This is a genomic window from Halomonas sp. H10-9-1 (assembly GCF_040147005.1).
GTDB lineage: Bacteria > Pseudomonadota > Gammaproteobacteria > Pseudomonadales > Halomonadaceae > Halomonas.
Window position 1 is genome coordinate 3037563 of the sequence record NZ_JAMSHO010000001.1, and the last position, 14029, is coordinate 3051591.

The window sequence follows — 14029 nt, forward strand, 5'->3', positions numbered from 1 at the left end:
GCCAAGCCGCTCAATGGTTGCCGATCATCTGCTCGAGGTCCAGCGCCAGTGGATCCAGTACCTCCGGCCAGCTCAGGTAGGGGGTGTTGCCGGTACCATTGACCAGCACGCTGAAGGCCCCCCAACGACCGCTGGCGGTGCGGAAGTAGCCACTCACGGCCCTCACCGCCACCGGCTGGTTGAGCGTGCCGGTCTTGAGCATCACATGGCGCCGGAAGGTGTCGGAACCACGGCGAATGAAACGCATGACGCCGTTGTCCGGGGATTGCAGGGTCGCCACGAAGCTGGGAAACAGGGAGGGGCGGTGATAGAGGCTGTCCAGCAGCACATTGGCACCGCGGGCCGAGGTGCGGTTCTCCGGTGTCAACCCGCTGCCGCTGAGCAACGTCACCGGTCCATGATCTGGGATGCCGGCCACAAAGGCCTCGATGGCAGCACCGCCTGAACGCAAGTCGGCGCGGGGCGACTCCACCAGGTTCAGGGCCAGCATGTCGGCCATGTAGTTGTTGGAGTAGTGCATCATGCGCAGCAGCAACTCCTGCAGCGGCTTGCCATCCACGGCAGCCAGCGTCACCGCTGACGCCGGCGGCGCTACCTGGGTGGTATCCGCACCGCCGGCGACCGCGATACCCGACTGGTCGAGCATCGCCAGCAGCGTCAACGCCATCTGGTCGGCCGGATCGGAGCTTGCCCGGTAGATATCCCGCGGTTGGGCATTGGTGGAGATCTGGCCGCTCAGCAGCATCACATCGCGCCCGTCGCGAGTGACGCGCTCGGCGCTGATCTGGGTGCCGCTGTTGTCCGGACGGGTCACCACGCGGTTGTCGATGGCCAGGATGGCCGCCTGGCTGTCGCAGCCGCTGACTCTCGCCGACTCGCCAGGCGCATTCGCCGGCGCCACGTTGACACACCAGTTGCCGTAGTTGACCCCGGCCGAGGAGAGCAACGCACTGTAGGCATGGCGGGTACGCTCGCGGGCCTCGCAGCGGTCGGTCGTGATGCACTCCACCGGCCCGAAACGCCACTCGCTGACCAGCAGCCTGCCGCCTACCTCACGAACACCCGCCTGATACAGTCGCTGCACCAGGCGCCACAGATCCTCCGTGGTCAGCGCCGGTTCGCCACCACCATCGAGGATCAGGTCACCCTCCAGGACCCCCGCATCGTTCGGGCGCCCCTCGCTCACCAATCGTGTGGTGAAGCGATGCTGCGGCCCCCAGCGATCCAGGGCTGCCGCGGCAAGATAGCTCTTGCTCACCGAGGCAGGAGATAGCTGTCGTTCCGGTTCGATCGCCGCCAGCACGGTAGCATCATCCAGCAGCCTCGCTTCGGCGCTGAGATGAAACCCCCTCTCGGTCAGGCGAGAAAGATTATCGAAGCCGGAAGCCTGTACGGACATGGTGAGACACAGCAACGGGATGATAGCCGCAAGGCGGAAACGAAGGCGCATGACAGGACTCATGAAGGAAAGTAGTCGTGGAGGTCGTCAGTGGGCGGAGACAGCGGAGAACAGCTGGATCACCGCGACGCCGCCGATGATCATGGCAATCCCCAGCAGTGCCGGTAGGTCCGGCTTTTCACCATAGAGCACGGCGCCCGCCACGGTCACCAGCACAATGCCGAGGCCCGCCCAGATCGCATAGGCGATGCCTACCGGAATGCTGCGCAATACCAGGGCCAGTAGATAGAAGGCCAGGCCATAACCCACCATCACGGTCACGCTCGGCCACAGCTTGGTGAAGCCCTCCGATGCCTTGAGGGCGGTGGTTCCCACCACCTCGGCGACAATGGCCAGGGCCAGGTAGACGAATGCCATCAGTGCTCTCCTTGGTCTGCGGGAACCAGCGTGGGATCAGGCAACAGCTCGGCCACCAGCCGCCAGAGCGGCTGACCGCTGACGTGGTACTTTCTCTCGAAGGGGGTCAGGCAAGTCTCACCGGGAAGGTGGGGCTCTACGGCCACCTCTACTCCGGTGGCCTGCTTCAGCGCCTGGCGGAACTCCTCCAGATAGAGCCTCCAGTTGGAGCGCAACTCCAGGCGACCGCCCAGTGCCAGGATGAACGGCAGCACCGGATGGCCATGCCAACGCAGCTTGAGAAGTGCCGCCTTGGGATAGGGATTCGGGTAGAGCAGGTAGTGACGAGCCGGCCGCCAGCCTGCCCGGAAGGCGAGCCGCCAGAAATCCGCCAGATCGGCGCGGACCAGCAGCGCATTGTCGGGCAGCGGCCCGTGCTCACGAGTCAGCCGACTGTCGCTGCGATCGATGCCGATCACCACATGGTCGGGAAAGGTCTCGGCCAACTGGCGAGTGGAAATGCCCACTCCGCACCCGGCATCCAGAATCAGCGGCATCTCGGCACGCGCCTCACGCCAGCATGCGGCGGAGGCGAAGGCCTCGCGGGTGTGCTCGGCCACTGGCTTGCGCCACGGATGTTGCAAAGCCCGCGCCACGCGCGACTCCAGGGCCTTGTGCGGGCCAGCCTGATTGGTAACGATGCGACGTGAAATGGCTTGCATGACGACCTGCTGCGACGCGAAACGAGCGGTGATTCTACCAGCCCCTCCCGGCCGCCGCATGGCGGCCCCAGATGCACAAATCCCCACATGCAAAAAGCCCCGAACTCACAAGGAGCTCGGGGCTTTTTTCAATAAGTGCCTGACGATGACCTACTCTCACATGGGGAGACCCCACACTACCATCGGCGCTGAGCGGTTTCACTGCTGAGTTCGGCATGGGATCAGGTGGTTCACACTCGCTATGGTCGTCAGGCGAAAAACGCGGAATCATGCTGACACGCTACGTCTCGTGCGTATCCGGTGTCGTGGGTCATCACAGACCCCTTGGGTGTTATATGGTCAAGCCTCACGGACAATTAGTATCGGTTAGCTCAACGCCTTGCAGCGCTTCCACATCCGACCTATCAACCAGCTGGTCTCGCTGGGTCCTTCAGGAGGCTCGAGGCCTCGGGGAGATCTCATCTTGAAGGGGGCTTCCCGCTTAGATGCTTTCAGCGGTTATCCTGTCCGCACATAGCTACCCGGCAATGCCACTGGCGTGACAACCGGAACACCAGAGGTGCGTCCACTCCGGTCCTCTCGTACTAGGAGCAGCTCTTCTCAAATCTCCAACGCCCACGGCAGATAGGGACCGAACTGTCTCACGACGTTCTAAACCCAGCTCGCGTACCACTTTAAATGGCGAACAGCCATACCCTTGGGACCGACTTCAGCCCCAGGATGTGATGAGCCGACATCGAGGTGCCAAACACCGCCGTCGATGTGAACTCTTGGGCGGTATCAGCCTGTTATCCCCGGAGTACCTTTTATCCGTTGAGCGATGGCCCTTCCATACAGAACCACCGGATCACTAGAACCTACTTTCGTACCTGCTCGACGTGTCTGTCTCGCAGTCAAGCACCCTTATGCTCTTGCACTCACTGCACGATTTCCAACCGTACTGAGGGTACCTTCGTGCTCCTCCGTTACGCTTTGGGAGGAGACCGCCCCAGTCAAACTACCCACCACACACGGTCCTCGATCCGGATAACGGACCTGAGTTAGAACGCCAATGATGCCAGGCTGGTATTTCAAGGTTGGCTCCACCCGAACTGGCGTCCGGGTTTCCAAGCCTCCCAGCTATCCTACACAAGCAACATCAGCGTCCAGTGTGAAGCTATAGTAAAGGTTCACGGGGTCTTTCCGTCTAGCCGCGGGTACACAGCATCTTCACTGCGATTTCAATTTCACTGAGTCTCGGGTGGAGACAGCGTGGCCATCATTACGCCATTCGTGCAGGTCGGAACTTACCCGACAAGGAATTTCGCTACCTTAGGACCGTTATAGTTACGGCCGCCGTTTACCGGGGCTTCGATCAAGAGCTTCGCTTGCGCTAACACCATCACTTAACCTTCCGGCACCGGGCAGGCGTCATACCCTATACGTCCGCTTACGCGTTTGCAGAGTACTGTGTTTTTAATAAACAGTTGCAGCCACCTGGTATCTTCGACCGCCTCGTGCTCCGGCCGCAGGGCCTTCACACTAACGCGGCGTGCCTTCTCCCGAAGTTACGGCACCATTTTGCCTAGTTCCTTCACCCGAGTTCTCTCAAGCGCCTTGGGATTCTCACCCTGACCACCTGTGTCGGTTTGGGGTACGGTCCCACTGTATCTGAAGCTTAGAGGCTTTTCCTGGAAGCGTGGCATCAATGACTTCCTGACCGTGGTCAGTTCGTCTCGTCTCTCGGCCTTGAGGATCCGGATTTGCCTGAATCCTCAGCCTACTGACTTTCACCAGGACAACCAACGCCTGGCTCACCTAGCCTTCTCCGTCCCCCCATCGCAATACAGTGAGGTACGGGAATATTAACCCGTTTCCCATCGACTACGCCTTTCGGCCTCGCCTTAGGGGCCGACTCACTCTGCTCCGATTAACGTCGAACAGAAACCCTTGGTCTTCCGGCGGGGGAGTTTTTCACTCCCCTTGTCGTTACTCATGTCAGCATTCGCACTCGTGATACCTCCAGCAGACCTCTCGATCTCCCTTCATCGGCTTACACGACGCTCCTCTACCGCTCGTCATTCGACGAACCCGTAGCTTCGGTACCTGGTTTGAGCCCCGTTACATCTTCCGCGCAGGCCGACTCGACTAGTGAGCTATTACGCTTTCTTTAAAGGATGGCTGCTTCTAAGCCAACCTCCTAGCTGTCTGAGCCTTCCCACCTCGTTTCCCACTTAACCAGGATTTCGGGACCTTAGCTGACGGTCTGGGTTGTTTCCCTTTTCACAACGGACGTTAGCACCCGCTGTGTGTCTCCCACGCGTCACTCACCGGTATTCGGAGTTTGCCTCGGGTTGGTAAGTCGGGATGACCCCCTAGCCGAAACAGTGCTCTACCCCCGGCGGTGCTACGTGAGGCGCTACCTAAATAGCTTTCGAGGAGAACCAGCTATCTCCGGGCTTGATTAGCCTTTCACTCCGATCCACAAGTCATCCAAATCTTTTTCAACAGATCCTGGTTCGGTCCTCCAGTTGATGTTACTCAACCTTCAACCTGCTCATGGATAGATCGCCCGGTTTCGGGTCTATTCCCAGCGACTGGTCGCCCAGTTAAGACTCGGTTTCCCTACGCCTCCCCTATTCGGTTAAGCTCGCCACTGAAAATAAGTCGCTGACCCATTATACAAAAGGTACGCGGTCACAGAACGTGTCTGCTCCCACTGCTTGTACGCATACGGTTTCAGGATCTATTTCACTCCCCTCTCCGGGGTTCTTTTCGCCTTTCCCTCACGGTACTGGTTCACTATCGGTCAGCCAGGAGTATTTAGCCTTGGAGGATGGTCCCCCCGTCTTCAGTCAAGGTTTCTCGTGCCCCGACCTACTCGATTTCACATGATCAGATTTTCGACTACGGGGCTATCACCCACTATGGCCGCGCTTCCCAACGCGTTCGTCTAATCCGTCACATGCTTAAGGGCTGGTCCCCGGTCGCTCGCCGCTACTGGGGGAATCTCGGTTGATTTCTTTTCCTCAGGGTACTTAGATGTTTCAGTTCCCCTGGTTCGCCTCCCACCACCTATGGATTCAGTGTGGGATACCCAGCTTATGCTGGGTGGGTTTCCCCATTCAGAGATGCCCGGGTCACAGGTTGTTTGCCACCTCGCCGAGCCTTATCGCAGGCTTCCACGTCTTTCATCGCCTCTGGCTGCCTAGGCATCCACCGTATGCGCTTCATCGCTTGACCATATAACCCCAAAGGGTCTGGTCCGCGATGACACACGACATTGCCGGATACGCTTGAGACGTATCTCGTGTTCTTTCCTTGCGGAAAGAACGTTTGTCAGCATGATTCACATTGTTAAAGAGCAGACTGTCAATCGACAGTCATAAACCTGACATCCGGTGATGCGATGCTGGCTTATGACTGCGGATCCGATCAGCGAAGACTGTGGGAAGATGGTGGAGCCAAGCGGGATCGAACCGCTGACCTCCTGCGTGCAAGGCAGGCGCTCTCCCAGCTGAGCTATGGCCCCTCTGATATTGCTAAATGGTGGGTCTGGGCAGATTTGAAACAAACCCCGCGACCTCACCCTTCTCTTTACAGAACTTCCGGGGGTGCGCTCTAACCCACTGAGCTGCCCGGCTGTTCAGAGAATGGTGGGTCTGGGCAGATTTGAACTGCCGACCTCACCCTTATCAGGGGTGCGCTCTAACCAACTGAGCTACAGACCCGAAGGTCACGCTGGGCCTATACCCAAACAGTCTTTTGCTCTGGTCGATCAGGTAATTCATTGTGGGCACTTGCCGACAGTCGGCGACATATCGGTAAGGAGGTGATCCAGCCGCAGGTTCCCCTACGGCTACCTTGTTACGACTTCACCCCAGTCATGAACCACACCGTGGTGATCGCCCTCCGAAGTTAGGCTAACCACTTCTGGTGCAGTCCACTCCCATGGTGTGACGGGCGGTGTGTACAAGGCCCGGGAACGTATTCACCGTGACATTCTGATTCACGATTACTAGCGATTCCGACTTCACGGAGTCGAGTTGCAGACTCCGATCCGGACTGAGACCGGCTTTTCGGGATTGGCTCCACCTCGCGGCTTCGCAACCCTTTGTACCGGCCATTGTAGCACGTGTGTAGCCCTACTCGTAAGGGCCATGATGACCTGACGTCGTCCCCACCTTCCTCCGGTTTGTCACCGGCAGTCTCCCTAGAGTTCCCGACCGAATCGCTGGCAAATAGGGACAAGGGTTGCGCTCGTTACGGGACTTAACCCAACATTTCACAACACGAGCTGACGACGGCCATGCAGCACCTGTCTGTGCGTTCCCGAAGGCACCAAGGTATCTCTACCAAGTTCGCACGATGTCAAGAGTAGGTAAGGTTCTTCGCGTTGCATCGAATTAAACCACATGCTCCACCGCTTGTGCGGGCCCCCGTCAATTCATTTGAGTTTTAACCTTGCGGCCGTACTCCCCAGGCGGTCGACTTATCGCGTTAACTGCGCCACAAAGGTCACAAGGACCCCAACGGCTAGTCGACATCGTTTACGGCGTGGACTACCAGGGTATCTAATCCTGTTTGCTACCCACGCTTTCGCACCTCAGCGTCAGTGTCAGTCCAGAAGGCCGCCTTCGCCACTGGTATTCCTCCCGATCTCTACGCATTTCACCGCTACACCGGGAATTCTACCTTCCTCTCCTGCACTCTAGCCTGACAGTTCCGGATGCCGTTCCCAGGTTGAGCCCGGGGCTTTCACAACCGGCTTATCACGCCGCCTACGCGCGCTTTACGCCCAGTAATTCCGATTAACGCTCGCACCCTCCGTATTACCGCGGCTGCTGGCACGGAGTTAGCCGGTGCTTCTTCTGTGGGTGATGTCCTCCCTCGAAGGTATTAACCTCGAGGCTTTCTTCCCCACTGAAAGTGCTTTACAACCCGAAGGCCTTCTTCACACACGCGGCATGGCTGGATCAGGCTTTCGCCCATTGTCCAATATTCCCCACTGCTGCCTCCCGTAGGAGTTCGGGCCGTGTCTCAGTCCCGATGTGGCTGATCATCCTCTCAGACCAGCTACGGATCGCGGCCTTGGTGAGCCACTACCTCACCAACTAGCTAATCCGACATAGGCTCATCCGATAGCGCAAGGTCCGAAGATCCCCTGCTTTCTCCCGTAGGACGTATGCGGTATTAGCCTGAGTTTCCCCAGGTTATCCCCCACTACCGGGCAGATTCCTATGCATTACTCACCCGTCCGCCGCTCGACGCCTGGAAGCAAGCTTCCATCGTTTCCGCTCGACTTGCATGTGTTAGGCCTGCCGCCAGCGTTCAATCTGAGCCATGATCAAACTCTTCAGTTTAAGATCATAAGTGCTTGAAGCAGCACCAAACTTGGCTCAAGGTTCAAACGTTCTCAAATAGACCCGAAGATCTATGACGAGTCGCTTGCCTTGATGGTTCAATGATATGGATCACCGAGCCATCGACAAGCGCCCACATGAATTACCTGATCGATTGTTAAAGAGCGGCTTCGACTCTTTCGAGTGAAGCGTCTCGCTTGCTGCCGACCGAAGCGAACTCCGTGTCGTCAGCGCCCTGCGAGGAAGGCGTATTCTACCGTTTCGCCTGGCGGTGTCAAGCGGTGTTTGGCGAAGCGTGCTTGCCGTGACTGCTGACTGCCCCGCCCCTCGAGGCGGCTGCGAAACCGTGGCGGGCATTCTACCGAATGCGCGGCGATTGTCAATCGGAATGTTTCGAAGCGATGCGACCTGTTTCGAAAAAAAATCCATGCAGAACAATCACTTCTGCCATTTCCACCGCCTGCAACGTTTGCTCGTCGCCGGCAGCGGATGCGTACTTTACGGCTTTCCCGGGTGGGGTGCAAGCCCTGCGGAGAAAAAGTTTCAGAAACAGCGACGCCCGCGGGTGGCGGGCGTCGATTCGCACAGGGTGGCTTGTGTCAGTCCATTGGTGGCACATGGCGCAGCTTGCGCATCGTCGCCATCACCGGGCCGGAAACCACATAGGCGCCGAACAGCAGCAGCAGCATCACAGAGGGCTCCACGCTGATCACCACGAAGCCCAGCACGATGGCCAGCAGCACCACGAAGGGAACTGGCCCCTTGAGGTCGATATCCTTGAAGCTGTGGTAGCGGATATTGCTGACCATCAGCACGCCGGCGGCGGCAACGATCACCAGCATCAGCAACTTGAAGCCGAAGGCCTCGGCATCGAAGCTGTGGAAGGTCCAGACGCTGGCCGCCACCAGAGCCGCCGCCGAGGGGCTGGGCAATCCGATGAACCACTTCTTGTCGACGCTGCCGACCTGCACATTGAAGCGGGCCAGGCGCAGGGCGGCACAGGCCACGTAGAGGAAGGCCACCACCCAGCCGGTCTTGCCGATGTCCTGGAGGATCCAGGTAAAGGCCACCAGTGCCGGTGCCACCCCGAAGGAGAGCATGTCGGAAAGACTGTCATACTCGGCGCCGAAGGCGCTCTGGGTGTTGGTCAGCCGTGCCACCCGGCCGTCGAGGCCGTCGAGCACCATGGCGATGAAGATCGCCACCGAGGCCGCGCCAAAGTCGCCATCGATACCGGCGACCACGGCGAAGAAGCCGGCAAACAGCGCCGAGGTGGTGAAGAGGTTGGGCAGCAGGTAGATGCCCTTGCGCCTGACGGTGCGGCCATCCTCCTCCGCCTCCTCGATCACCTCTGTCTCGCGCAGGAAGGCCGACGCCAGGTCCTCGTCCCGGGGAGGCCTCTCCTCCCGGGGCGGGTCCTCGCCATGGGACGGTGCAGCGTGCTCGTTGCCGTGGGGATCCTGACTCATCGTCTCATCCGTTGCCTGGAAGTGATGCCGGCCATTCTTGCACGACCACCCACAAGCGCAAAGCCGCGCCCTCAAGGAGCAGAGCGGCCACCCCGGTTACCGAACGCCAGAAACGACCCGGGGCGCAGTCGCCTGCACCCCGGATCATGCTGCCGATACCGAGAGCCCGATGGGCCAGATCGGCTGATCAGTTCTTGCTCTTGTCCACCAGCTGGTTGGCGGCGATCCACGGCATCATGCCGCGCAGCTTGGCACCCACCTGCTCGATCGGGTGCTCGGCGTTCAGGCGACGACGGGCAGTCATCGAGGGGTAGTTGCTGTTGCCCTCATTGATGAACATCTTGGCGTACTCGCCTTCCTGAATGCGCTTGAGCGCATTGCGCATGGCCGCGCGCGACTCGTCGTTGATGACCTCGGGACCGGTCACATACTCGCCATACTCCGCGTTGTTGGAGATGGAGTAGTTCATGTTGGCGATGCCGCCCTCGTACATCAGGTCGACGATCAGCTTGAGCTCGTGCAGGCACTCGAAATAGGCCATCTCCGGGGCGTAGCCCGCCTCGGTCAGGGTCTCGAAGCCGGCCTTGACCAGCTCCACGGCGCCGCCACAGAGCACAGCCTGCTCGCCGAACAGGTCGGTCTCGGTCTCGTCCTTGAAGGTGGTCTCGATGATGCCGCTGCGACCGCCGCCGATGGCCGCCGCGTAGGAGAGGGAGAGCTCCTTGGCGCTGCCGGTGGCGTCCTGGTGGATGGCGATCAGGTCCGGAATGCCGCCGCCACGCACGAACTCGGAGCGCACGGTGTGACCCGGGGCCTTGGGCGCGATCATCACCACGTCCAGATCCTGGCGCGGCTCGATCTGGTTGTAGTGGATATTGAAGCCATGTGCGAAGGCCAAAGTGGCACCCTGCTTGAGATTCGGCTCGACCTCATTCTCGTAGATCGCCTTCTGGTTCTCGTCCGGCGCCAGAATCATCACCACGTCGGCGCTCTTGCACGCCTCGGGCACGCTGGCGACCTTGAGGCCGGCACCTTCGGCCTTGGCGGCGGAGGAGGAGCCCTCACGCAGGGCGACGGTCACATCGACGCCAGACTCCTTGAGGTTGTTGGCGTGGGCATGACCCTGAGAGCCGTAGCCCACGATGGTGACCTTCTTGCCCTGGATGAGGGAGAGGTCACAATCCTTGTCGTAGTAAACGTGCATGTCGTGCTCCTGAAATACATGGAAGAAGTGAGTGTGTCGGCGTTGATGGCCACCCGTTCCGTCTATCGCGGGACTGGGTTTCGCGGCATCCAGTGGCTCAACCATACGCCAGCCTCGCTATTGCGTAAAACGCGATATTTGCAACATTACATCTCAGGATATGCAACAATTGCCGGCATGGACATGCGCCCCCTCAACCACTTCCTCGCCCTGGCCGACACCCTGCACTTCGGGCGCGCCAGTGAGGCGTGCCACGTCAGCACCTCCACCCTCTCCCGCTCCATCCGCCAGTTGGAGGCGAGTCTCGGAGTGACCCTGTTCGAGCGCGACAACCGCCACGTGGCGTTGACCCGGCAGGGTGAGACCTTCCAGCGCTATGCCCGTGAGACCCTGGAACGCTGGGAGGAGCTACGCCAGTCGCTGATGAGCGAGGCGCGACACCTCACCGGCGAGATCAGCGTCTACTGCTCGGTCACCGCCAGCTACAGCTTCCTCTACGCGCTGCTCAGCGAGTTTCGCAGCCACCACCCCGGCATCGAACTCAAGTTGCACACCGGCGATCCCGCCGAGGCCATGAGTCGCGTCCTGGCCGGCGACGAGGACATGGCCATCACCCCCCGGCCGCGCCAGACCCCGGAGGCACTGGCCTTCAAGTCGCTGACCCGGGCGCCGCTGGTCTTTATTGCGCCCAGGGAGACCCCTGACTGGATCCCTCCCATGCCGGAATCTCCCAGCGCCGAGCAGTGGCGCGAGGTGCCGATGATCCTCTCCGAGGCGGGGCTGTCGCGCAGCTACGCCGACACCTGGTTCCGCGCGCTGGGCGTACTCCCCAGGATCTACGCCCAGGTGGCCGGCCACGAGGCGATCGTCAGCATGGTCGGGCTGGGCTTCGGCATCGGCGTGGTACCGAAGATCGTGCTGGACAACAGCCCGCTGCGGGAACGGGTGCGCATCCTGCCGGTGAAGCCCGAGCTACCCCACTATGACGTAGGCCTCTGTGTGCTCGAGCGGCGCCTGAAGAGCCCCTTGATCCGCGCCCTCTGGGACGAGGTGGTGGAGCGCTGAACCGGACCCAGAAACACGCAGGCCGCCCCTCGGGGCGGCCTTATTGATCATGCAAAACGGGCAACGATTTACGTCACGAGCGAAGATAGGTCGGTCGCCGCCGGAGCGCAGCAACCGGAGTTGACTGGCAGCTCAATGAGGATTGCGAGCACCGCCGGCGGCCGAGATATCGAGCGCAGTAGTAAATCAAAGCGACAGCACCTTGTCGCCGCGGGCAATACCCGACACCCCGGTGCGCGCCACCTCCAGCACCCCCACTGGCTCCATGGCCTGCAGGAAAGCGTCGAGCTTGCCGGCATCGCCGGTGATCTGCACGGTGAACAGGCTCGCCGTCACATCGACGATCTGCGCACGGAAGATGTCCGCGGTGCGCTTGACCTCATCACGGGTCGAGCCCAGCGCCTTCACCTTCACCAGCATCAGTTCGCGTTCGATGTGGTTGCCTTCGGTGAGGTCGACCAGCTTGACCACGTCGATCAGCTTGTTGAGGTGCTTGGTGATCTGCTCGATGACCCGGTCGTCCCCCACCGTGGTGACGGTGAGGCGCGATAGGGTCGGGTCCTCGGTGGGCGCCACGTTCAGCGTCTCGATGTTGAAGTTACGCTGCGAGAAGAGCCCCACCACGCGAGACAGCGCGCCCGGTTCGTTTTCCATCAGAATCGAGATGATATGGCGCATCAGGTTCGCTCCGTCTTGGAAAGCAGCATGTCACGCATGGAGCCCAGGGGCACCTGCATCGGATAGACGTGCTCGTGCGGGTCGACCGCCACATCGAGGAACACCAGTTCGTGCGTGTCGGCGAAAGTGCGCTCCAGTGCCGGCTCGAGCTCGTCGAGGGTCTCGACCTTCAGCGCGGTGAAGCCATAGGACTCGATCAACTTCTGGAAGTCGGGTAGCGACTCCATGTAGGAGTGGGCGTGACGCGACTTGTAGTTGAGGTCCTGCCACTGACGCACCATGCCCAGCGAGGCATTGTTCAGGTTGACGATCTTCACGCCGCCCCCGAACTGCTTACAGGTGGAGAGCTCCTGCATCATCATCTGGAAGCTACCCTCGCCGGTCACGCAGATCACCTGCTCGTCGGGGAAGTTCTGCTTGATGCCCATGGCCGCCGGGAAGCCGAAGCCCATGGTCCCCAGTCCACCGGAGGTGATGAAGCGGTTGGGCTTGTCGAACTTGTAGTACTGGGCCGCGAACATCTGGTGCTGACCGACATCGGTGGTCACGTAGGCCTCGCCGCGGGTCACCCGGCACAGCGCCTCGATCACCTCCTGGGGCTTGATCGACTCGCCGGGCTTCGAGGGCTCGTAGAGCTTGCCCACGCGCTCCTCGCGCCAGCCGTCGATCTTCTGCCACCACTCCTCGAGGGCCTCGGGATGCGCGATCTCCTTGCCCTGCACCAGGCTGATCATCTCGCTGATCACGCTGCCCGCCGGCCCCACGATGGGCACATCGGCGCGCACGGTCTTGGAGACCGAGCTCGGGTCGATATCCACATGGATGACCTTGGCAGTGGGACAGAACTTGGAGGTGTTGTTGGTGACGCGGTCGTCGAAGCGCGCGCCGATGGCGATCACCAGGTCGGCATGGTGCATGGCCATGTTCGATTCAAAGGAACCGTGCATGCCCAACCAGCCCAGGCACTGGCGGTCGCTCTGGGGATAGGAGCCGATGCCCATCAGGGTGGTGGTGATGGGGTAGCCCAGGCGCTTGACCAGGTCGGTCAGCCCCTCGCTGGCCCGCCCGGTGATCACGCCGCCACCGGTATAGAACACCGGCCGCTTGGCCTTGAGCATCAACTCCACGGCCTTCTTGATCTGGCCGCTATGACCACGGGTAACCGGGTTGTACGAGCGCATCTTGACCTTCTTCGGGTAGACGTACTCGTAGCGCTCGGTGGGAGCGGTCATGTCCTTGGGAATGTCCACCACCACCGGCCCCGGCCGACCACTGGCGGCCAGGTAGTAGGCCTTCTTGAGGACTTCCGGAATCTCGCTCGGGTGACGGATCGAGAAGCTGTGCTTCACGATCGGCCGGGTCACGCCGATGATGTCGGTCTCCTGGAAGGCATCGTCGCCGATCAGGTGGCTCATCACCTGGCCGCACAGCACCACCATGGGAATCGAGTCCATATAGGCGGTGGCGATGCCGGTGACGGCATTGGTGGCGCCGGGGCCGGAGGTCACCAGCACGGTGCCCGGCTTGCCGGAGGCCCGGGCATAGCCGTCGGCGGCGTGGGTGGCAGCCTGCTCATGGCGCACCAGGATGTGCTTGACCTTGTCCTGGCGGAACAGGGCGTCATAGATATGCAGCGCCGCGCCACCGGGATAACCATAGATATATTCGACGCCCTCATCCTGCAGGAAGCGGGCGATCATGTCCGCGCCGGATAGTAATTCCACGTGTGTTTCTCCCCTGGAGGTCTCGAGTGC

At 60.6% G+C, this 14029-nt stretch carries 8 protein-coding genes, 2 tRNA genes and 3 rRNA genes; 1 reads left to right on the plus strand and 12 read right to left on the minus strand.

The features are described from left to right. Positions 1-10: 10 nt before the first annotated feature. The 10 genes from dacB to ilvC form a co-directional block, all read right to left on the minus strand. Positions 11-1450: a D-alanyl-D-alanine carboxypeptidase/D-alanyl-D-alanine endopeptidase gene (dacB, locus tag NFH66_RS13985; protein WP_502878653.1), complete on the minus strand. Its 1440-nt coding sequence runs from the start codon at positions 1448-1450 to the stop codon at positions 11-13. A gap of 36 nt (positions 1451-1486) precedes the next feature. After that, positions 1487-1819: a DMT family transporter gene (locus NFH66_RS13990; RefSeq protein ID WP_502878678.1), complete on the minus strand. Its 333-nt coding sequence runs from the start codon at positions 1817-1819 to the stop codon at positions 1487-1489. After that, on the minus strand, positions 1816-2517 hold the full coding sequence (gene trmB, locus NFH66_RS13995) for a tRNA (guanine(46)-N(7))-methyltransferase TrmB (RefSeq protein ID WP_349610819.1): 702 nt from the start codon (positions 2515-2517) through the stop codon (positions 1816-1818). Before trmB ends, NFH66_RS13990 begins: the two co-directional genes overlap by 4 nt. Positions 2518-2654: 137 nt before the next feature. After that, positions 2655-2770 (minus strand): 5S ribosomal RNA (rrf, locus tag NFH66_RS14000). Between the two features lie 82 nt (positions 2771-2852). Then, a 23S ribosomal RNA gene (locus NFH66_RS14005) occupies positions 2853-5739 on the minus strand. Positions 5740-5952: 213 nt separating this feature from the next. Next, positions 5953-6028: transfer RNA gene (locus tag NFH66_RS14010), tRNA-Ala, on the minus strand. Between the two features lie 122 nt (positions 6029-6150). Beyond that, positions 6151-6227, minus strand: a tRNA-Ile gene (locus NFH66_RS14015). A 94-nt stretch (positions 6228-6321) separates the two neighbouring features. Continuing rightward, positions 6322-7859 (minus strand): 16S ribosomal RNA (locus NFH66_RS14020). The 16S, 23S and 5S rRNA genes sit together here with 2 tRNA genes alongside, the layout of an rRNA operon. A 599-nt stretch (positions 7860-8458) precedes the next feature. After that, positions 8459-9328 carry a CDP-diacylglycerol--serine O-phosphatidyltransferase gene (gene pssA / locus NFH66_RS14025; protein ID WP_349610820.1) on the minus strand — a complete coding sequence of 290 codons (870 nt, stop codon included), beginning with the start codon at positions 9326-9328 and terminating at the stop codon, positions 8459-8461. A gap of 187 nt (positions 9329-9515) precedes the next feature. Beyond that, positions 9516-10532 carry a ketol-acid reductoisomerase gene (gene ilvC / locus NFH66_RS14030; RefSeq protein ID WP_349610821.1) on the minus strand — a complete coding sequence of 339 codons (1017 nt, stop codon included), beginning with the start codon at positions 10530-10532 and terminating at the stop codon, positions 9516-9518. 177 nt (positions 10533-10709) lie between these two features. On the opposite strand from ilvC, the gene ilvY reads away from it, so the two are divergent. After that, complete coding sequence (gene ilvY, locus NFH66_RS14035; protein WP_349610822.1) at positions 10710-11597, plus strand: HTH-type transcriptional activator IlvY; 888 nt, start codon at positions 10710-10712, stop codon at positions 11595-11597. A 186-nt stretch (positions 11598-11783) separates the two neighbouring features. On the opposite strand, the gene ilvN is transcribed toward ilvY, so the two are convergent. Next, complete coding sequence (gene ilvN, locus NFH66_RS14040; protein WP_349610823.1) at positions 11784-12275, minus strand: acetolactate synthase small subunit; 492 nt, start codon at positions 12273-12275, stop codon at positions 11784-11786. Further along, positions 12275-13999, minus strand: a complete 1725-nt coding sequence (locus tag NFH66_RS14045; RefSeq protein ID WP_349610824.1) for an acetolactate synthase 3 large subunit — start codon at positions 13997-13999, stop codon at positions 12275-12277. Before NFH66_RS14045 ends, ilvN begins: the two co-directional genes overlap by 1 nt. Positions 14000-14029 lie beyond the last annotated feature (30 nt).

Excerpts from the sequence above, each read along its gene's own strand:
- trmB (WP_349610819.1), bottom strand. The coding sequence starts at position 2,517 with ATGCAAGCCATTTCACGTCGCATCGTTACCAATCAGGCTGGCCCGCAC.
- dacB (WP_502878653.1), bottom strand. The coding sequence starts at position 1,450 with ATGCGCCTTCGTTTCCGCCTTGCGGCTATCATCCCGTTGCTGTGTCTC.
- pssA (WP_349610820.1), bottom strand. The coding sequence starts at position 9,328 with ATGAGTCAGGATCCCCACGGCAACGAGCACGCTGCACCGTCCCATGGC.
- ilvC (WP_349610821.1), bottom strand. The coding sequence starts at position 10,532 with ATGCACGTTTACTACGACAAGGATTGTGACCTCTCCCTCATCCAGGGC.
- ilvN (WP_349610823.1), bottom strand. The coding sequence starts at position 12,275 with ATGCGCCATATCATCTCGATTCTGATGGAAAACGAACCGGGCGCGCTG.
- ilvY (WP_349610822.1), top strand. The coding sequence starts at position 10,710 with ATGGACATGCGCCCCCTCAACCACTTCCTCGCCCTGGCCGACACCCTG.